The following is a 19,489-nucleotide window of genomic DNA, read 5'->3' as shown; positions in this document are numbered from 1 at the left end:
TTGATAAGACTTTTTGTGTTGCTGGAGTGAAAATTTGGACCGTCGCGAACCGGTGAATACCGGGGCGAATCGGGCAATGGTGTGCGGCTGTCCGCGTGTCGTGACGGGCGGCTGGACACGGCGAAATCCCATGCGAGGCTTGGTGCGTACGACGATCTCAACCGATCTCGACCGATCTCGCAGGAGCACTCATGACAACCACCTTCACCGCCGAGCCGATGCTCACCGTCGACGACCTCGTTCGCGTCTGGGGCGTGACCGACGAGTCAATCCGGGCGCTGATCAGCTCGGGAAAGCTTCGCGCACACCGTGTCGGCCGGCTCATTCGGATCCGTCCAGAGGACGCGGAAACGTACTTGGAAAGCACCGCAACGGTTCCCGCAGCTGTGACGGTTACGGTGACCGCGGCGGGGCTGGGCAGCTCCCACGGAGCCGTCACGATCGCCGGTAAAACGGTGGCCGGAGACGCTTCTGAGCTCACCGAAGCGCTGTGGAATGTTCCGCCGGAGGGCGGCGAAATCGAGGTCGACGGCCAACGGATTCTGGTCCCGCACCAGGCCGCCGGACGGGTCGCCAGCATCGCCCTGGCGGGCCTGGCCATGGTGCCGGGCGGTGACAGCGTCACCGCCTCGGTGCGGGCTGGCGACGACCCGCTGGACGCCTAGAAAGCACGAAAGCCGGGTCCCTCAACCCGGCTCCCGCAACAACTTTCGTCCTCATCCCACCAAGGAATGGACCTTCCCATGATACCTCAAGCACCCACTACCAATGCCTCCACCGTCAGCGCCACGCCGACCTGCGGCTGCCGCATCACCACGCTGGACAGCACACCTGGCTACACCGCTCACTCCCCCGAAACCTGCGCGGACAGCCGATCCGATGTCGGCGTTCCGCTGCCCGCCGCCGACGCGCTCGGCTTCCTATACATGGCGCTAGACGCGACCGAGCTCCGTGTCAGCGCCGATGATTTCGCCGCGGCGCTGGAGGCCCGGTGCACCGAACCGGCACCCCCGGCCCCTCCCGCGCCAGCACCCCCGCCGCGATCTGCAGGTGCGCCGTGGACGTCGGTGGAATGGGATCCGTACCTCCACCCCGACCTGGTGTCCACCGGCAGCGCTGGAGTGCTCGCCTACTGCGGCGAAGCGGCTATGCAGCTCCTCGCCGACGGCACAGCGCAGGTACTCGACAGCGGCGAGTTCCACCTGGAGTTCGGGTTCGGCGCAGGCTCCGTAATCACCGCCGATCAACTCGGCGCTGCCCTGCGCGGCATCGCTCCTGATGAAGTCTCCGCGGCACAGGCTGTGGAAGCCGCAGAACGTGTTTGGGGAGGGGATGAGCGGGTGTATGCGGCGGAGCGACGGGCGATCAAACGGGCACGCGCGGCGCGGTTCGGCGCGCAACTCGCCAGCGTCACCGGCGCCGATTCAGCCGAGCTGCGGGCGGTGTACATGAATACCGTCGCCGACGCTGCGCCCTCCCGTCCGGAGCCTGCGATCGCGGGCAGTGCCGATGCCGACTGGTTCGCCGCGACCTGCAATCCGCTGGCCGTCGACGGCGGGTACACCGACGGCGGTCTGACGCATCGGATCGAGGCGCAGCTACGGCACACCGCGTCACCGGTGGTGCCGACACGCGAGGAGGTCACGGATGCGGTGGCGGCGACGCAGTCGGCTATTGACGTGGCACTGGCAGCGGTTCCGCAGGCACCGATCGCGCCCGAACCCGATCAGGACGAGCTGGTTCTCAACCGCGCCGCATTCGAGCGCCGGGTGGAGGCCGAGCAGCTGAGGGCGGAGTTGAGGGCGTTCCTCGCCCGGGACCCCGCCAATGCGAAGCACGAGATCACTGCTCTTATGGCGATGCCATTGGCGGACCGGGCCGAGGCCGTCGTCGCCGCGAAGGCCGGTCGGCTCACCCGATTGGGGCTCACAATCCGAAGCCTCGGCGCCACGATGGTTGGGTCCACGCAGGCCTGGATCAGGCTGCGGGAAGGCGTGCTCACCGAATCACGGTTCGCCGACGGTGGCTCGTTCATTCTTGACATACCGGAGGTAACGCCCGCCATGTGGGGCGCGGGCGAGGACGTGCTGTGGGCCGAAGGGGAGGCGCTGGTGATCGCAGGTCCGCAGGGCGTCGGAAAATCCACAATGGCGGGAAACCTCGTGCTCGGCATGCTCACCGGAGGCTCCGATTTCCTCGGGTACCCGGTCAAGCGGGTGGACAGGATCCTGTACCTGGCTATGGACCGCCCACGGCAGATCGCCCGCGCCCTGCGGCGCCAGCTGGCTCACATGTCGCGCGAGCTGCTGGCGGAGCGGCTCACGGTGTGGCAGGGGCCGCCGCCGGAAGATCTCGCGGCTCATCCGGATCGCCTGGCGGCGATGTGCGCGGAGGCGGGGGCACAGGTTGTGGTCATCGATTCGCTCAAGGACGCCGCTCTCGGCCTGGCAACCGACGAAGTCGGTGCCGGCTGGAACCGTGCCCGGCAAACGGCGCTAGCGGCTGGTGTCGAGGTGCTGGAGCTGCATCACGACCGGAAAACGACCGACGCAGCTGCGCCCGCGATTGAGAAGCTTTACGGAAGTATCTGGATCACCAGCGGGGCCGGTTCGGTGATTCACCTCGGCGGCGAGCCCGGAGACCCGGTGGTGAAATTCCGGCACCTCAAGCAGCCAGCCACAGAAGTCGCACCGTTCGAAATCGCACACGATGGTTCCACCGGAACCATGACCGTTCACGCCGGCGTGGACCTGCTGGACCTGTGCCGGCAGCCCGGCGGGGCAAGCGCCGCACAGTGCGCCTCTGCCCTGTTCGAAACCGATCGCCCCAGCTCGGCTGAGAGAGAAAAGGCACGCCGGCGTCTGGAGAAATTGCGGGAGTCCGGAAGCGTTCACCGAGCTGACGTCGCGGGAATGGCCGTGTACACCGCCGTCAATGTAACGGCCGTGCGGGTGCCGTGACCCTCACGGCGGGGGTCACGCGGGCTGTTTTCACCTGAATCGCTGCGTGAGGCTCCGTGACCCCTTCCGTGAGGCTCTGACCTGCTAATTCACGGAAAGCGTGACCCTCCGTGACCGCACGCGTGAGGGGGTCACGCGCATCCCCCCCTTTAAGAGGGGGATGCGTGACCCCGGCCCTCGACGGACTTGAATATTTTAAATTGACCGCGTCATCAGCAAAAGAGCTGAGATGCACCCCACCCCGACCGGCCCAGGCCCGCGCAGCGGGACCGGGAGGTGGGTCAGGGTGCCGGTGCGGCGCTGGACGGTGCAGCCGGAGCTTGGAGGATCTGGAGCTGCAGGTCAGCGGCGAGCCGGTCCGGCTGCGGGTGGTGCGGACAGGGCCGAAGCCGGTGGAAGGGTAGAGGTGGCAGGATCCGCCCGGGTTGTCGCAGCCAGTGGGTAGCGTCGATCGCCATGGGACCGGACGACTTCTTCGAAGAGACCGAGACGACCAGTCCGTGGTCCAGCGAACCGACCATAACGACGAAGCTGCGGGAGAAGTTCCTCAACGAGCTGCGTGCCGGTTCGGTGGCCGGCACCGACGACCTCGACGCCGCGATCGCGTTGACCCACCTGGTGTGGGACAACCTGATCGCGTATGGCACCGGCGGCGGTGAAACCCTCGATGACAAGCAGATCGCCCTCGCTCAACGTGCGCTGACCACCACGCTCGGCCGCTTGGGGATCACGCTGAACCTCCCATGGCGTGACTTCACGTCGTTCCGGTCCTACTGGCTCAGGAACGACGGATACGGCTCTTGGCAAGCCCGCCGTGACCTCCTGGAGACGTTCTTCGCACCGGTCCAGACGGAGCTGGATCGGCAGGAGGAGGCGCAGTTCCGCGCCGTGAACGCCGAGGCGGTGTCGCCGCACACCAAGACGGGCTGGCCGAAGGTGGACGAGGAGCTCACCGAGCTTCGCCGCCGCTTCCGCACCGCCACTACGACGCAGGACTACCGCGATGTGGGCAACCGCTCGGTCGCGGTGCTGGAGGCCCTCAGCCGCACCGTCTACGACCCGGCGGTGCACCTCCGGGACGGGGAGACCGAGCCGCCGGTGGACAAGACCAAGCAGCGCATCGGCCGCTACGTCGAGGATTCGCTCGCGGGCAGCGACAACGAGGCGATACGCGGTGTCGTCAACAAGGTGAGCGACCTCGCCCACAGCGTGAAGCACTCCACCGCGCCGACGCGGCGGGAGGCCGGCATCGCCGCAGACTCGGTGATCATGCTGGCGAACATCCTGCGGCGGGTCGATCAGGACTTCTGAACCGCGTTAACTGCTGCGAGCAGCGGCTGGCATACCCCTAGCTACCGTCACCGGCCTCGACACGCTCACGCAGACCGACTACGTAATCGCCGCGAATGGCGTTCCCGCATCGGGGCCGCTTTCCGGCGTTGATGTCGCGTACGTACTTCGCTAGACGTTCGGGGTTCTTGCCGGCCCATCCGTGAGCGATCGCCCATCCCTGCATCGCCTCACCGTCCATGGAGATTTCGGCGGCCTTCAACGCCAGCAAAACACCGACGGTCACATCCTTCTCGTACCCAGCGGCAATCGTGTTGTTGTGGTTGATCATCGACGTCAGGTCAGTGAGCGCTACCACGATCAACGGATCGAGGTCGGGGGCAAGGTTCGCCCACGCCGACCCGTCGCCGAGGATCGTTGGTTTCATCGCTGTGACCCACGGGCGGATGCCTTCCTCATTCCACGTGATGACGCAGAGCGCCCGAATCCCGTGGCCGAAACGTACGAGTTCGCCGATATCCTCCATGTCCGCCCACGCCATCAGGACAGGGCCTCTGCCCACCGGTCCACTGCCTCCGCGACCCGTGATGTGCGTGACGTCGCGGTAACGATGAACGAAGTCCTCCAGCTGCGGGCAGTTCCGCAGGTGCGACTTGAGCGACGTCCACACCGACAGGGTGTCGCCGTCCTGCATGTGCTCGATACTCCAGTCAATCGCAGCGGAGACACCATCATCGTCATAGCTCGCGACTGCCGTCGGGTAGTCGACATTTCGATCGAACATGATTCCTCCACGGCTGGCTTGCTGGCTGAGGCGTTGCCCCACGCTAGCGGTGACCGCCGACACCGGCGCAGCACCCCGCCGTGCCGCCTCGGGCCGTCGTCCGCGCTTCGGCCACCGCGCCGGCGCTGGCACACGAGCGAACTGGTCCTGTCACCCCGCCGTGCCATGCTCGCCGCATGACCGAGGCCGCCAGGACCAGAGAGCGGTGCGACTGCCCGCGTGCCGATCACTCCTCCCCCGACGGCCGGTGCACTAACCCGTCAATACGCAGCGAAGATCCCGAAGACGCGGGTATCGCACGGTTTTCGGAGTGCGGCTGCTGCATGGCCGACTGCCCCGACGTGCACCCGATGCAGACGCCTGAAGCTGGCCCGGTCCAGTAGCGGTGCGGGGCTGCTGGGGATGGCAGGGGGCGCCGGCTTGGCGTCACCAGTCGCGATACGGGATCACGGATTTATAGACAGAGGGTCCAGGAGATGGCGGGGCTTTATCGTCTCCGAAGGGTGTGGCGTGAAAGAAGCGGATCAAGGACTGTCCACGTAGCACGCTGTGCGCCCCGGGGCCGACCCTGACTGATTCGACAGCCTCAGCAGGAATCCGAATCTTGACCCGTGGCGTCATGCCATACCTGGGACTAGGCGTGAAATGATTTGCACCCGCCCTGGCGATTACGGCGCGCACCTCTTTCTCCTCGCGGAAATTTGAATCTTTGGTAAACGCTGATTCCTCGGCGATGAGGTTCATCACGGCGAATTTCCGGAGCTCCTCGGAGACAAACTCCCCAGTCTCGTCATCTGTCCAACGCGCTGTGTCCTTCCAGAGCGCCTTAGCAAGTTCGATGATCTCGTCGGCGTCCTGCTTGGAGGCATCGCCGCTGTGATATCGCACCTTCGCCAACTGGAAGTCGCCGCCCAGCGCCTGCTGCAATGCCGCGGTCGAGAACCCGATGCAGTATCCGTCCTTCCCGTATGCACGCCATTGGCTGAGCTGATCACCGTTCTCCGAAAAGCTCACGATGTAGCACTCGATGAGACGCCGAGCTTCGTTGACGATCTCCTGGAGAGTCTTGAGCTCATCCAGTCCAGGCGGGGCACCTAGACCTCGTTCGATGCGTTCAAGATGCTCAACGTGGAGCGCGGTTTGCTGGTCCAGCAGTTGACACTCAACAACGTTGAGGCCCAGCTCCACTTCCGACGTGTCGTTGAGGTAGAGCGCGTTGGTCGCCCAGAGTTCACCGCTCCGGTAGATGCCTTCCAGCCCATAGATGTCGGTGTAGTGGTAAAGCGTGTCAGGCAACGGCTCGGGTGACAGCAGCGACATTCGCGGAGCGTATCGCTGCACAGTCGCCGCAGCGCCTTCATCAACCGATTCGTCATCCCAACTCAGCCACGGCGTCGTCAATAGCGCACCAGCCTCGCCTACGCCGTGTTGTCGCCGGCCGGCAATAGGCTCGTGGTGTGCACCCGCCGACCGACAAGCCCATCGTTTTGGACGACGTTGACCGAACACAAGCGATGCGCACCCCCGACGAATTGCAAGGGCTCGTCGCGGCGATCCACCGCTCCCCAGTCGGCACCCAGGAGACGAACTGGCTGGAGTGGAAGAGCTCCCTGAACATGGCAACCCCCGAAGGCCGGTTCACCGTTGCCAAGGCGATCCTGGGGTTCGCCAACCGATCCGTTGAACAGGCGCAGCTCGCATGCGAAGGTGTCGCATACGTGGCCGTTGGAGTCGAGCCCGGCGCCGCCGCCGGTATCGCGGCTGACGACCACGCCACCCTCGGGCAGCGGCTCAAGACCTACGTCGACGGCCCTCGTTGGACGCCTCACCACGTCTCGTTCTTGGGCGTGACGGTGCTGGTAATCGTCGTGGAGCCGCCGAAACCGGGTAACCGGATTTACACGTTGCAGAAGACCTACAACAAACAGAAGACCTATAACAAAGACAAGTACAACGTCGATGCCGGCACCATCTTTCACCGTGGAGCTGCGCAGTCAGAACCTGCAGGTCCGAAGGAAATCGAGATGCTGCAAGACCGCCTTCTGTCTGGTGCTCGGCTGCCGGAGCTAGACGTCCAGCCGACATGCACCGCTAAGCCACTCACCCGGCTCAGCGGCGACCAGGAGCAACTTGAGGACTGGCTGCGACGCCGCGAGGCGCACGTACGGGCGAACAGCGGCAAACCGCCGGACCGTCCGCCGCCACGCCCTAACCCGGTGCAAAACCCGGCTCGTCCGCGTTGGAGCGACTCGCTCAGCCGGCAGGGTGTCTACACCGCCCCAATGGCCCCGCTCAGGTACGCCGACCCTAAAGACGGCGAGGAGTTCGAACGGCGTTTGAAGGCCTACATGACGGATGTCACGCGACGGTTGCTCGATAACGTTCTGCGGAACATCGTCCTGGACGAGGAAGCGAATGCGGTTCGCTTCCGAGTGGCTAACGAGACCGACGATCCCGTGACCGGGGTGCAACTGACCGTGCACATCCCCAAGCGTGGCCTTCGGGTCTACACCTTCCCGCCAAGCGTCAAGAAACTCCCGTCTCCCCCGCGATGGCCCGACCCCATGGATACGGTTAGACCGGAGCCCAGCGTCTTTGCCCCAGCACGCCAGTCAGAGCCGCTTCACGCTCGCTCGCACTCCGGGTCGGTCGCAGACGGCGTCGACTCGTTCGAGGTCACCTGGGACGTCGGCGACATCCACCCCCACGACTCGCGCACTTTCTCCGTCACCGTCGCCGCTGGCCCTAACGCGCCTGAGCAGGTCCCTGTGGAGATAACCGCCCGCGCTATGAGTCATCGCGGAATCTGCACGAAGACGGAGCTGCTCGCGATCGGAGCAGATACCTGGATTGTCGACGATTTCTACGACGCGGCGCTCGCGGGTAGCAGCGCATAGATGTCGACTTGGGTGATCCGCTTCGGGCCGGTTGGTTTGTGCGACCAGACGAGCGATTATCTGGGCCAGATGCGAAGCCGTCGCCGCCGTGGTGGAGACCGATGGCCTCAACCGGAAGTCAGAGTTGTCGCCGACGAACGGCAGCGCCCTAACCGACGTTCCCAAAGGCATCGCCGCGATGGCGGCATTACTAGCGGGGCCAGGCAGGTCGGAGCGCTTCCGGCTGCTCGCCGCAGCCAGCCCTGAACTGACGCCGTCCCTACCCCTGGGTTAACTCGTCGAGGAGCTCGGGGTCGACCGTAAGCGGCGGTGACTGTGCACGGATGAATTTCCACAGATCGTTATAGCGGCTAATGGGCTTTGCGAGGTTCAGGTCGACGCCGGCGTCACGGCGCAGTGCGCTGACGGCGTCGCAGAGGTCTTGGGGGCCGGAACCGCCGTAACCGCTGTTGTAGCCACACCGGTGGTTCAAGATCGGGATCGGCCACGCCTCGCCGTTGCTGTCTCGGAAGAAGCCGCTGTATGCGTGCAGTTCGAACTCGACCAGCTGGCCGGTGGCCTGTACCTGCTGTGCAACGGTGATGTGGAAGTCATGGTCGACTGTCTCGACTGCCCACACGTGCGGATCCCGGCGGTGGGTGAAGTGGCCGACGATCTGCTCGCTAGATGCGCCACCGCGGCGGGCGAACGCAAAACCAAGTTCGTGGGGGTCTGCTGGGATCAGGTCGTCGAGCCAGAGGCTGGCCAGTGGCCCGTTGATTTCGTTGTCGACTGTGATGATGTTGGCGACGACCCGATCAATGCCTGGTACTCCGTCGAGCGCGTAGGAGGCCCGTATCGCCACGGCCGTGTCGTAGACGGGACGGTGCAGTAGCCATCGGATATCGCCGACGTCGGGAATATCGGGGATCTCCGGCAGCCGATGCAGGGGTTCCGCCGCTTGGAGTAGTCCGGGTCGGTCAGTCGACTCACCACAGGGCAGCACGGAGATATCGGCGCCTTCGAGGTGGCGGTAGAACTCGTTGGCCAGCTCAGTGACGCGAGCGGCATCTTCACGGGGCACGTACCGAGCCAGTCCGAGGAGGTGTGTCTCGTCTATGAAGGCGCTGCGGGGGCGGATCTTCTGTCGCGGCGCCCCGGGGAACCAGGCCACCATGTGCGCAATGTCGCGCAGCAGCGGTGACCACCAGGGGATGTCGACGCGCAGGAGATTAGCGAGGGTGTACCAGCCCCATTCGGCAACCTTGCCTTCGACCGGCTGTGGGATGTCGAGTTCCCGCAGCGCCGGGGTGCCACGCTCGGCGACTGCGATCGTGGCTTGCCACCCGTCACGGTCGTGCGGCACCGACACCTGGTCGGTGATCAACGCTACGGCACTCACAGACGGCAACGCCTCCAACAGCAGATGGGCGTAGTCCCAGCCGGTTTCACCAATGGGCTCGGGGTAAGCGATCGCAACCGTGCCGCGACCGTCGGCGGGCTGCCAGTGGTGGACGGCGAACTCGACTGGTGTGCGAGCCATCGGGTTACCGACGGGGCGCAGCACTTTTATTGGCTCGGCGTAGAGGAATCGCGCCGGGACGATCGAAGCATGCGGGCTGTACAGCCGTGGGATCCGGTGTGCGAGCTGTGGGCGGTAGGTGGTGATGTAGCGGAACAGTTGGTCCGGGGTCCACCGATTTCGTCCGGATTCCCGCGCGGCCGGCGCAGGAAAACCGGGGGCGTTAGACGCCACGTACTGGCGAATAGTCTGCTCCTGCACCTCGAGCACCGCCGCTACAGCGCGTGAGTCGAGGCACGGGTCAAGCCATGGGGTTCTCGCGAGCCAGGTGAGGTCGTCATCGTCGATCACGTAAGCATTGTCCATAGATGCACAGTATACATATGACATATATTTCACAATCATCTAACGCATAGTTGATAAATCTACGGATGGCCATACGTATCGGCTACAGGGCAATGCAGCTGTATCGGAGCTGGTAGCGGGCGATGCGGGTCGGCGCCGCCCGCGCCGCACGCCACAGCGCAGGCGTTGCCCAAATTCGTCGGTGACGTCCCCCATACTCCAATCAGCGGAGAAAACCGCGGCGATAGTATGAGGGGCCAAGGAGTTCCGGCGATGCGGAAGGAGTGGCTTTCGATGCGGACAATGAGCGATGAAGCCGTTGCCGTTCCGGCGCTGCCGGTATCGATTGCTCAGATCAACGACTTTGCCCGTCGCGTGGGTGAAGAGTTCGGGATCTACGACGAGAACGGGCGGGCGAACCTGCCTCTGTTGCTGGCCAAGCTCGGCGGCGTCGTTGAAGTCAGGGACGGCGCTGAATCGCTGGTCATCGACGACGATGACGACACGTTTACCGTCTACGTCTCCGGTCGGACATCGCCACGGCGGGACCGGTTCACGATCGCTCATGAGGTGGGGCACTTACTGCTGCACCACCTCAACGGCGATCGGAGCCTGCGCAGGTTTACCCGGAAAGGTTCCAACGCCGCCGAAACGCAGGCGAACTACTTTGCCGCAGCGCTGATCATGCCCGAAGACCACTTCAAGGCTGCACACGCGGCGCTCGACGGAGACCTCTGGGGGTTGGCACGCCAGTTTGACGTGTCACCGGCCGCTGCCGGTGTCCGGTGCTCGGTGCTGGGCCTGAAGACCGCGCAGTAACCCGGACTGCTCGCGTGACCGACGTCGGATCAAGGCTGTTTCTGTCCTGCGACCTCGTCGGTTCCACCCGTCACAAGCAGTCCGCCGGCGACACGCGCGTCTGGATCCCTGACTTCCTGCGGTTCTACTACGACTTTCCGGCTCGTGTTCGTGAAGCTCTCGATGACTCCGATCTGGCCTCCCGGCTGAAGTTCTGGAAGGCCGTCGGCGACGAACTGCTGTTCACCATCGACATCAAACGTGAATCCGACGTGTACCGCACCGTGAACGCCTGGGTTAAAGCGATGGCGCAGTACGAGGCCGAGCTCGGCGCCAAGAATCGTGAGGGAAACTCTTCGCCGAACAAGATGAAGACCAAAGGTGGGGCCTTCATCGCGACGTTCCCGGATCCAGACTACGTTGTCGCCGTCCCGACCGCCCCGGTGGAACCCGACTCCGAACGCGACGTCGTGGTGCGTAACGAGGCGATGAAGAAAGAGGCGAACGGCGGAAACGGGCACCTGCTGATCGACTATCTGGGGCCCAGCATCGACACCGGATTCAGGGTGATCTCCGCGTGCAACCAGCGGTACTTCACCCTGTCACTGGAAGTCGCGTGGGCGATGACCTACCACCGCCGAAACAATGAGAACAAGAGTTCTCTGCCCGGACTACTGCTCCTGGAGGAGCGCCAGATGAAGGGGGTGTGGGACGAACGCGAATACCCAGTGTTTGCGATCGACCGGCACCGCGAAAGCGCGATCGTCAAAAAGATCAACCGGGTACAGGGCAGGAAGAAGATCGGACTGCTCGACGTCGACGGCCTCGCCGCTGCGTGCCTGGACGATGAGAAGTGGCCGTCTCGGGTTCATTTCCGCGAGTCGGCGTATGACGCGTTCACTCGACTCAAGGACACTCTCACCGCTCGACAGGAGCATCTGGACGGGCTGGTGGACAGCTCGGGTGAAAGCATCGACGAGTTCAGGACCGACGGCGGCGACGTGGAATCAGGAACCGAAGACTCGGCCGGCGCTATCAACATGCCTCCCCCCCGCCCCGTAGACGGCAAGACGATCATCCCTAAAGACGGCTCAGCTGGTGGGGCGGTAAACCCTTCGGTGTCGTAATCCCCGAGTACGGTGCCGCTATGGCAACCAGGGTGCGGGAACGGGCTACCGGTAGGGGAGTAGGCGGTACGAAAATGGGCTACGCAGAGATAATTCTGGAGTTGGTTGACCACCGTCCAGACGCTGTCGATAGCTGGTGGACTCCATTCACATCATCGGATGGCTACGAGCATCCGCACTGGTGGCAAAGCGCCGACGGAACAGTCGGCGATCCGTGGTTCGTGCAGGTATTAGAGGCCGGCGTCGAAGTGGCCCGATTACAGCTCGACGAGATCGGTGGCATCAACCCCCACTATTCGAATGTGCCGGCAATCGGAGACGAACAATTAGAGATCCAGTTCATCGAGGTAGCGACCGCTGCGCGCCGCCGCAAGATCGGTACTCAGGTGGTGCAGGCCCTCTCGGTACGGAATCCGGACCGCCGCCTGCTGGCGTATAGCGAAGGTGCGGACGAATTCTGGGCATCGCTCGGTTGGGACCGGTTCGATCACCCGGACGGGCGTCACCGCGCCTTGTTCATCCAGCCGGAGCGGTAACTGTCCGAAATATGCCCTGCTCGCCACTAACGTGCGGCACGAAGGAGCTCTACAGATGACTGGTCTCATCCGCGGGCCGCAGCTGGCCGACCTGCTCACACAGAGCGCACGCGCTGCGTTCAACGAACTAGAACGTCTCGACGCCGACCACTTGCTGAGCGAGAACGTCGACGTGCTGGTGCACGGTCTTCTCGCGCGGCACATGCCCGAACCGGTCTCAGTCGACTGGACCGCGGCCAGAGGAACCCCGGTGCAGGAAACGACAATCGAGCGCACCACCATGGAGTTCGGGGAACGGCGCGACTACCGCATCCCAGGCAGCCGTCTGACCGTCTCGTGGCCGTTAACAGGCACAGCCGAGATATTGCGGCGGCAGGCGTCGCAGTTCACTTGGGGAGCCGACCACGGGACGATCATGGACCACAGCGTCCAGCTCAACATCGAGGGCACTGAACTCTCCACCGAGTTCATCGAGCGGCAGATGGCAGCGGTGCACGAGGATGTCGAGAAGCGGATCGGATGGGCAAACCACGACGTGACTGTCCACCGAACAGCCGTGGAGCGCGAGCTCAGACAGGCCATTGAAGCGCGGCGTGCACGAATCAGTGAGAACCGGCGGATTAGCACCGCGCTGAACATCCCGATCATGCCAACCGGCGCACGCCGGCCTCCGGTGCCAGCACGACGTCGGCAAGTACCACTGCAACAGCGCCGAGCCTCGGTGGAGTTCACCCCCGAGCCCGTGCTCGACGAGGCAATCTATCTGGACATCCTCGGTGTGGTCGAGAACTGGGCACGGTCACTGGAACGCACGTGCACACCTCCGATCCGCGCGCTCGGAGAGGAGGCTCTGCGGGATCTGCTGCTCGGCACGCTGAACGGGTACTGGCAGGGCGGCGCGGGAGGCGAGCTGTTCAACGGCCACGGCAAGACCGATATCCTGATCCGGGAGGGCGGCCGCAACGCATTTATCGCCGAATGCAAGGTCTGGAGCGGCGCTTCGAGGGCGACAGCGGCACTCGACCAGCTACTGAGCTACCTCGTCTGGCGAGACACCAAAGCCGCGCTAATCGTGTTTATTAAGCGTGCAAAACCCACTGAGGTCATCAGCCGACTGCATGCGGCGGTGCGTGAACACCCACGTCACCTGCTCACCACGGAGGAATCAGACCCTACCCGCCGGGCCGACTACGTCTTCACAGCTGAGGACGGCGAGCGGCGGATCGAGCTGGCGGTAATTCCCGTCGTGCTCCCCGGCGACGAAGCCGGTACTGACTGACAGCCCAGCGACCGCCGCTACTGTCCGCATCGTCTTAGCTGCGGGTCCACACCCGGTTCCCCTCTCCGAGGCCCCGCGGCGCAGGACGAACCAGCACCGCGAGGCTTCGACTACCGGCTACTTCCAGCCACACACCAGCCGGTGGATCCGCGCAAACAGCGAGCCGTGCTGTTCCGGATCATCGAGACACACGGACTGGTGGCAGACGCGGCACTCCGCGAGATTCTCGCCCGAGGTCAGGAAGTCCATGTCGTAGAGCTCGGTGCCATCGTGGGTGATTGCTTTGTTGGACACTTCTTTTCTCCATCTATTAGGCCCCGGATTGATCGGAGGGCGGGGCGGCTGCGAGTCCTCCTGGGGTGAGAGGCCGTCAACGTCACGTCCGCTCACCTATTCGGTACGAACCCCTCAAAATTCACGGGTCCTGTGATGCTTTTCACAGCTACTGCGTGTCCAGACGTCTCGATTGCGCAGGTCAGACGCGATCATTGCGGCACCTCCGTCCCACTCCCCCACCTCACCTGCCCCGGGCCGCCCTGTTCACCGCGGAGACCACCGCCCGCAGCGACGCGGTGGTGATCGACGGTGCGATCCCAACGCCCCAGACGACAACGTCGCCGATCTGCGCCTCCACGTACGCCGCGGCCTGAGCCTCCTCACCGGCACTCATCCGTGCTCCGAATAGTCCAGCACGTGGACCTGTACACCGACCTGGCCACAACTGCGCCACCAAGTTCGGGGTCGTCGGCCTGACCAACTCGCTGGCCGTAGAACTCGACGGGCTCGGAATCCGGGTCAATTTCGGTGCACCCGTATGGCATCGACACCCCGATGGGCAACGACGTGTCGATATACGAGATCCTGCATGACCAGCCGAACTACATCCACAGCTTTTCGCCGGTGCGCTACTCACCGAATCTCTCGCAGACCCCGATCTGGTCTCTGACATCGTCGTCTGGCTCGCCTGCGATGCCTCATCATTGATCGCGGCGGCCCAGATCCCAGCGGGCAGGGTCACTTAAAGATCTGAGCACCCCAGTAATTTTGCTCCGCAGCTACGGGTTCCCGACCGGCAACCTGGGGTGCTGTGGTCGGCGCTAGCCGCCCGGGCCGACCAGCCGACACCGGCGAGCGGATCGTGACGTTGCCACTTCGGGCGCTGGCTAGCGGAGGTAGGCGGCCAGGTCGCTGGACATCGTCGCCAGCTGTGATCCCCAAGTCGTCCAGCCGTGTTCGCCCCCGGCACCCAGTTCGAAATGACCATTCCTTCCACCGGCTTCTCGGTAATGCGAGTAGAAGATCACGTTGGTGCCCTGGGCGATCTCCGGGTAGCCGATCATCGCGGCTGGGTTGCTCGCCGCCCGGCTCGCCGGGCTGAACACCCACAGCCGAGTGTTGTTGCCTACCAAGAGGCCGACGTTCTGGTTCGGGGAATGCCACTTCCATCGGCCGAATTGGGGTGGGCCCCACATGTTTGCCGCATCGACGTTCCCGAACCGCTTCAAACCGTCGCTGATCGCACCGTCTACCCCGGTCCTTTCGGGGGTGAGGAATCCCGACAGGGAGCCCGCGTAGCGAAAACGTTCTGGGTGGAATGCGGCCAGGGTGGTCGCAGCGTAACCTCCCTGCGCAGCGCCGACGATGCCGTGACCTCCGGGGGCGAGACCCTTGTGGGTCGCCAACCAGTCGGGTAGCTCGCCGGAAAGAAACGTCTCCCACTGTCGGCTTCCGTCTTGTTCCCAGTTGGTATACATGCTGTAGCCGCCACCGGCCGGTGCCACTACCGAAACACCTTTACCGGCAAGCGTGTTCATGGCATTACCAGCCGTTACCCAGTTGCTGGTATCCGGCCCGGCGTCGAACGCGTCCAGCAGATACACCGCGTGCGGGCCTCCGGTCATGAACGCCACGGGGATATCGCGGCCCATCGTCGCCGACGGAATCATCAGGGTTTCGACGTTGGCTGCGCTAGTCGTTCCATGAAACCCGGCCGCACCGGAGATCATCCACAACCCGATCGCCAACATCGCGGCGGAGGCCATTCTGGTCAGGATGGACGGACGATTTGACGCTGACATAGCTAGCCGCCCCCGGCGCCGAGGTCCGGCAAGTAGACGGGTGGGGGGTACACCCCCCGAAGCAGCCAAGCGAAGGCCGCGATCCCGTACTCCAGTTCGTCGCTGGCGTCGTAGTCCGGGTTTTGTTCCATGAAACTACCTTTCGTCGCGCGTTGGGACGTTCCGCAATGATCGACGCTTGGATCGGAGGCTCCCACCTGAAATGCCCTACCCGCCCGAAGGCCGGTAATGAGCTGCCGAACTGCGCAACTGCCAGATCTTGGCGGGACAGAGTATGCCGACCGCATTCGAAATCACGTAGGAAATCTCGTACTCGTCTCCGGTGGCCAGGTCGACCCGCACCGCATCCGCCAGCTGAGCATAGGTGTTGCCCTGGCCAATCTTGTCGCAAATCCCGTAGCCGTAGCCCAGTGCGTCACCGTTGGGAAAGTTCAAGTGTCGCCGGAACCCCACGTTGTACAGGTATTCCACCTCGGGCGCGGGGACCGCGCGGGCCGGCGGTGCTACCGCTTGGGTGACACAACACATCGCGACGACGGCAACGACGGACAGGGCGAGTGTGCCGCCATGCATTCTGGCTCCTGAATTCACGCTACTGTCCTCGTGGTCGCCCATGGCCGTCCTCGACCAGGAATCGCCTGCGCTCCCATACAATCACCGCGGCCGAACGCCTGATTAGCCCCGAAGGTAATATTTTGATCCCTCGAATGGGGTATTACCGGAAGTCGTTGCTGTTCTGGCGTATTCGGCTCCGCGATCGGACCGGAATTGGTGAGTGATCACTGCGGCTGACCGTAAACCGCTACCACGACACTACGATCCACACTATTGAGCGACCACACCCCGATCTCGGTATTGGAGCAATCGGACATGATGACGAAGTAGCTTGGATTGTCATACCACTGGTGGAAGATCTCGACGCCGCTGATCGCCAGAGCGGGATTGATCGCCACAGTCTCAGCTACCTTGCCGCGGTAACCAGCAGCCTTCGCCCGATCTTGCGGGCTAGACGTATCAGAGCCGAGGTCGCCGTCGAGTTCTCGATTTCTCAGCAGATCGCTGGTGTGCCATTCAGCCGCCAGACGCAGCTGGGGATTGACTCTGAGATCGTTTCGGCAGCCCGCGTGTTGTTGAGTCGTGTAGACGTTGGAGAACACGCTGTTGTTGAGCCGTTGGTTGTCGGCGCGCGCGGTTGCCGCCAACGGCACCGTCGCGACGGCCAGGACGGCAACGGCCGTCTGTGCCATGGCGCAACGCACTGCGTGGGTCATGTCTTCGCCTACCCTCCTCGGTCATCCGCTCAAGGCCGCTTTGAACGGCCTCAGACGGTTTCGAACTTCGAGATCAGCCAGCGGCCACCAACCTTTTCGAGGCTGACCACGACACTGGATGCCGTCCATGTGGGGGCGCCTTGCCCAATGACGATGCTCTGGTTCACAAACAACAACACGGTCGCACCGGTTGCGGACGCCGAGATCGACGCCGCCGCCGGAATGGTTGCCACCGCGGAAATCTTCTTCTCGTGCGAGCCGGGGATTACCACATCGTGGATCAGCGCCGTGTAGGAGTCACGGAAGGCACCGGTCAGCCGGTCCCGGGCCGCTTCGAGGTCCTTTTGAACACTGTCGGGTTGGTAGGACAAAATGGCGATGGTGCTCTCGGTGGCAGCGCGTACCGCTTCCGCGCGGGCCGGCCCGGGGTCAGGTGCGGTGGCGCAGTACCACTTGAGCAGGGCGGCGGCAGCCGCCAACGCCAACACCGCGACCGGCAATACCCGAAATCCGATCACCCGCAACCACCGCTCACCGGAACGCGGCGTACGCCCCGTCATGGCACAAACCCAACGTCGGCTACCTTGATTTGATCGTCGACCTTCTGCACAGAGATTCGCAGTCGCCATATCCGTGGGACCGGCTCGGGTTCACCGGATTTCGCTGTCCGGACGGACACAAGCGCCAGCGCCTGCGCGGTGTCGGCCGTCTGGGACTCCAGCCCGAGCTGAACTATCGTGCCCACCGTCGTCGCCTCAGCTTGCTTGACGGCTTGAATGAATGGCTGCGACCGCTTCGCGAAGCCGTCGTGGAACTCACCGGTAGCTCCGTTCAGAATTCGCTGCACGTCGGCTTCGGCGTGCGTCCAGTCGATCGTCGTCAAGTTCAGCGCCCCCTGCTCGGCTACCCGCAAAAAATGAGCGCGCTGGGCTTGCACCTGGTGCGACCGGTAGCCATGAAATCCGAGCCAACCGACCAGCACACACAACGCGACCACAACGGCGAGCCCGCACAGCATTGCCGGCCCGGACTCCGATGTGGGCGGTCTCGGCCGCGCCGTCGCGTCGTGATCGGTGCCGGCGCTGACGGATTCGAGCGTGGGATACTCCTCGTCGAAGATGTTCGCGCCCGACGTCGGTTCGGGATCAGTTGTTGTCGACATATGGCCCTCCGTAACGCCTAGTGCAGGTCATCCCGATCAGCTCTCCGGGGGAAGCAACATCGATTGCCAGGTCTTGTCCCGCGGTGCAGTTTGGGCGAGGTCGGATTGGGTGTACGCCTTGCCATCTGGTCCGGTGTAGGTACCGGTGGCCGGGTCGTAGTCGGCGATGGCCAGCGGCGGAGTCGATCCGGGCCGCAGCTGCGGGACATCCTGACCGGTGAAGGTGGCGTTGGGGTCACCCTTCCAGTTGAAGCCGTCGTTGAGGGGCACATACTCCTCGTCGCTCTCGCACATTTTCACGGTCGCAGCGCGCTTACCCGGCACTGTTTCGCACGGGATGTTGCGGGCACCGCGTACACCGAACGGCGAGTCTTGAGGCACTCGGCAGTACAGATCGCCGGCCGGGCGGTCCGGATAGTCCTCGAACGTGTCTACTCGGCGCTGCTGAGCCGGCAGGTATCCGGTGGCGCATGGCGGCGGCAGGTTGAGGTTGAGATTGAAGCTCAGGTACATGCCCCGATACGGCTGTTTGGTGTCGGTATTCGCCAGAATGGAGGCCCATTCGATGGCAATCAGCTGGGGCGCCAGCACCAGAATCTGCTCGAGATCGTTCCGGTAAGTGAGTGCGACCTGGCTGGTGCTGGCCAGGTTGGCCAGCAGCGTCGGCAGGGTTGGCTGCAATCGGTCGACCAACTGGCGGGCCTCCCCCAGCGCCGGACCACCGTTGTCGAGAATCCCGGCGACGGCTTCGTCGTGGGCCTGCAGTTGAGCGGTCACGGTGGCCACCTGTGACGCCCACGCCGCGATGGCGTCGGAGGTCCTGTTCTGTGAGTCGAGTACCGGCTTGGCACGGTCGAGCAACACGAGCAGCGGGTCGAGATTCTTGCGCGCGTCGATCGCCAGCGTCGTGGAACCGTCGACAATCTTGGCGAGCTGCGGACCCAGACCGCCCACTGCGACGGACGCCTCGTCGATCACGGTCTTGAGGTTATGGTGTGACACCGCCTTGAGGTCGGTAACGAGGTCATCGAGCACAGTATTGATGTCGGGCGGAACGTTGGTGTCCTTCAACGCAATCACGTCACCGTCTTTCAGCGGAGCCGAACTTCCGTTTCGAGGGAGCAGTTCGATGTACTGCTCGCCGATCGCCGACTGGCTGTGTACCTCAGCGGTGAGGTCCGACGGGATGTCGATGCCGGATCTCAGCGCCAACTCGGCCTGCACGCCGGTGACGGTGAGCTTCACCACCTTTACTCGACCCACCGCGACACCGCGGTAGGTGACTTCGCTGGTGGCGTACAGGCCGCCGGTTTCCGGCAACTCGACTGTCACCGTGTAGCGCCCGATCCCGAAATACCACGCCGGCACGTGCCCAACCTGCAAGAACATCACCGCGATTCCAAGGATCGCCATGGCAGTGAAGGCGGCCAGCCGCAGCCGCATCGCTCGGTCCAGACGCAT

General features: G+C 63.9%; 18 protein-coding genes and 2 pseudogenes. 8 read left to right on the top strand and 12 right to left on the bottom strand.

Translation table 11 applies throughout. The annotated features are described in order from the left end of the window. Window positions 1-191: 191 nt before the first annotated feature. The 3 genes from ACJH5R_RS20890 (at window position 192) to ACJH5R_RS20880 (ending at window position 4,271) form a co-directional block, all read left to right on the top strand. The gene (locus ACJH5R_RS20890) at window positions 192-665 is read left to right on the top strand and encodes a helix-turn-helix domain-containing protein (RefSeq protein WP_406782798.1); all 474 of its coding nucleotides are present in this window, start codon (window positions 192-194) and stop codon (window positions 663-665) included. 402 nt (window positions 666-1,067) lie between these two features. After that, complete coding sequence (locus tag ACJH5R_RS20885) at window positions 1,068-2,960, top strand: AAA family ATPase (protein ID WP_406782797.1); 1,893 nt, start codon at window positions 1,068-1,070, stop codon at window positions 2,958-2,960. Between the two features lie 456 nt (window positions 2,961-3,416). Then, on the top strand, window positions 3,417-4,271 hold the full coding sequence (locus ACJH5R_RS20880) for a hypothetical protein (RefSeq protein ID WP_406782796.1): 855 nt from the start codon (window positions 3,417-3,419) through the stop codon (window positions 4,269-4,271). Between the two features lie 37 nt (window positions 4,272-4,308). Here the strand turns inward: ACJH5R_RS20880 and ACJH5R_RS20875 are convergent, their stop codons facing one another. Both ACJH5R_RS20875 and ACJH5R_RS20870 read right to left on the bottom strand, forming a co-directional pair. Next, window positions 4,309-5,097 (bottom strand): hypothetical protein, encoded by a 789-nt coding sequence (locus ACJH5R_RS20875; RefSeq protein ID WP_406782795.1) that lies wholly within the window; start codon window positions 5,095-5,097, stop codon window positions 4,309-4,311. 363 nt (window positions 5,098-5,460) lie between these two features. After that, window positions 5,461-6,354, bottom strand: coding sequence for a DUF2971 domain-containing protein (locus tag ACJH5R_RS20870; RefSeq protein WP_406782794.1), 894 nt, complete (start codon window positions 6,352-6,354; stop codon window positions 5,461-5,463). Window positions 6,355-6,491: 137 nt separating this feature from the next. Here ACJH5R_RS20870 and ACJH5R_RS20865 point away from each other — a divergent pair, with 137 nt between their 5' ends. Beyond that, window positions 6,492-7,931, top strand: a complete 1,440-nt coding sequence (locus ACJH5R_RS20865; RefSeq protein WP_406782793.1) for a hypothetical protein — start codon at window positions 6,492-6,494, stop codon at window positions 7,929-7,931. Between the two features lie 259 nt (window positions 7,932-8,190). On the opposite strand, the gene ACJH5R_RS20860 is transcribed toward ACJH5R_RS20865, so the two are convergent. After that, the gene (locus ACJH5R_RS20860) at window positions 8,191-9,783 is read right to left on the bottom strand and encodes a hypothetical protein (protein ID WP_406782792.1); all 1,593 of its coding nucleotides are present in this window, start codon (window positions 9,781-9,783) and stop codon (window positions 8,191-8,193) included. A gap of 267 nt (window positions 9,784-10,050) precedes the next feature. Between ACJH5R_RS20860 and ACJH5R_RS20855 the strand changes: the two genes are divergently transcribed. The 4 genes from ACJH5R_RS20855 (at window position 10,051) to ACJH5R_RS20840 (ending at window position 13,517) form a co-directional block, all read left to right on the top strand. Then, entirely contained in the window at window positions 10,051-10,596 is a 546-nt protein-coding gene (locus ACJH5R_RS20855) for an ImmA/IrrE family metallo-endopeptidase (protein ID WP_406782791.1), read from the top strand. A 14-nt stretch (window positions 10,597-10,610) separates the two neighbouring features. Beyond that, a complete protein-coding gene (locus ACJH5R_RS20850; RefSeq protein WP_406782790.1) occupies window positions 10,611-11,702 on the top strand; it encodes a hypothetical protein in 1,092 nt (363 codons plus the stop codon). Between the two features lie 74 nt (window positions 11,703-11,776). Next, window positions 11,777-12,238, top strand: a complete 462-nt coding sequence (locus tag ACJH5R_RS20845) for a GNAT family N-acetyltransferase (RefSeq protein ID WP_406782789.1) — start codon at window positions 11,777-11,779, stop codon at window positions 12,236-12,238. A gap of 55 nt (window positions 12,239-12,293) precedes the next feature. Beyond that, window positions 12,294-13,517 (top strand): hypothetical protein, encoded by a 1,224-nt coding sequence (locus ACJH5R_RS20840; protein ID WP_406782788.1) that lies wholly within the window; start codon window positions 12,294-12,296, stop codon window positions 13,515-13,517. A gap of 117 nt (window positions 13,518-13,634) precedes the next feature. Here ACJH5R_RS20840 and ACJH5R_RS20835 read toward each other — a convergent pair whose 3' ends face one another. The 9 genes and pseudogenes from ACJH5R_RS20835 to ACJH5R_RS20795 form a co-directional block, all read right to left on the bottom strand. Further along, window positions 13,635-13,811 (bottom strand): hypothetical protein, encoded by a 177-nt coding sequence (locus ACJH5R_RS20835; protein ID WP_406782787.1) that lies wholly within the window; start codon window positions 13,809-13,811, stop codon window positions 13,635-13,637. A 223-nt stretch (window positions 13,812-14,034) separates the two neighbouring features. After that, window positions 14,035-14,228 (bottom strand): annotated as a pseudogene (locus ACJH5R_RS20830) (alpha-isopropylmalate synthase regulatory domain-containing protein); the annotation flags it as partial. 452 nt (window positions 14,229-14,680) lie between these two features. Continuing rightward, on the bottom strand, window positions 14,681-15,559 hold the full coding sequence (locus tag ACJH5R_RS20825; RefSeq protein WP_406782786.1) for an alpha/beta hydrolase-fold protein: 879 nt from the start codon (window positions 15,557-15,559) through the stop codon (window positions 14,681-14,683). 38 nt (window positions 15,560-15,597) lie between these two features. Beyond that, window positions 15,598-15,726, bottom strand: a pseudogene (locus ACJH5R_RS20820) (hypothetical protein); the annotation flags it as partial. Between the two features lie 76 nt (window positions 15,727-15,802). Next, window positions 15,803-16,210 (bottom strand): DUF732 domain-containing protein, encoded by a 408-nt coding sequence (locus ACJH5R_RS20815; protein ID WP_406782785.1) that lies wholly within the window; start codon window positions 16,208-16,210, stop codon window positions 15,803-15,805. A gap of 164 nt (window positions 16,211-16,374) precedes the next feature. Continuing rightward, window positions 16,375-16,842 (bottom strand): CAP domain-containing protein, encoded by a 468-nt coding sequence (locus ACJH5R_RS20810; protein WP_406782818.1) that lies wholly within the window; start codon window positions 16,840-16,842, stop codon window positions 16,375-16,377. Between the two features lie 74 nt (window positions 16,843-16,916). Continuing rightward, entirely contained in the window at window positions 16,917-17,426 is a 510-nt protein-coding gene (locus ACJH5R_RS20805; protein ID WP_406782784.1) for a hypothetical protein, read from the bottom strand. After that, window positions 17,423-18,028, bottom strand: a complete 606-nt coding sequence (locus ACJH5R_RS20800) for a mammalian cell entry protein (protein ID WP_406782783.1) — start codon at window positions 18,026-18,028, stop codon at window positions 17,423-17,425. The genes ACJH5R_RS20805 and ACJH5R_RS20800 overlap by 4 nt, the downstream gene beginning before the upstream one ends. Before the next feature lie 36 nt (window positions 18,029-18,064). Next, on the bottom strand, window positions 18,065-19,489 hold the full coding sequence (locus ACJH5R_RS20795) for an MCE family protein (protein ID WP_406782782.1): 1,425 nt from the start codon (window positions 19,487-19,489) through the stop codon (window positions 18,065-18,067).

It is taken from the genome of Mycobacterium sp. SMC-19 (genome assembly GCF_045310815.1).
GTDB lineage: Bacteria > Actinomycetota > Actinomycetes > Mycobacteriales > Mycobacteriaceae > Mycobacterium.
Note: the sequence above shows the minus strand (reverse complement) of the source record. Positions and strands in the feature narration are given on the sequence as shown.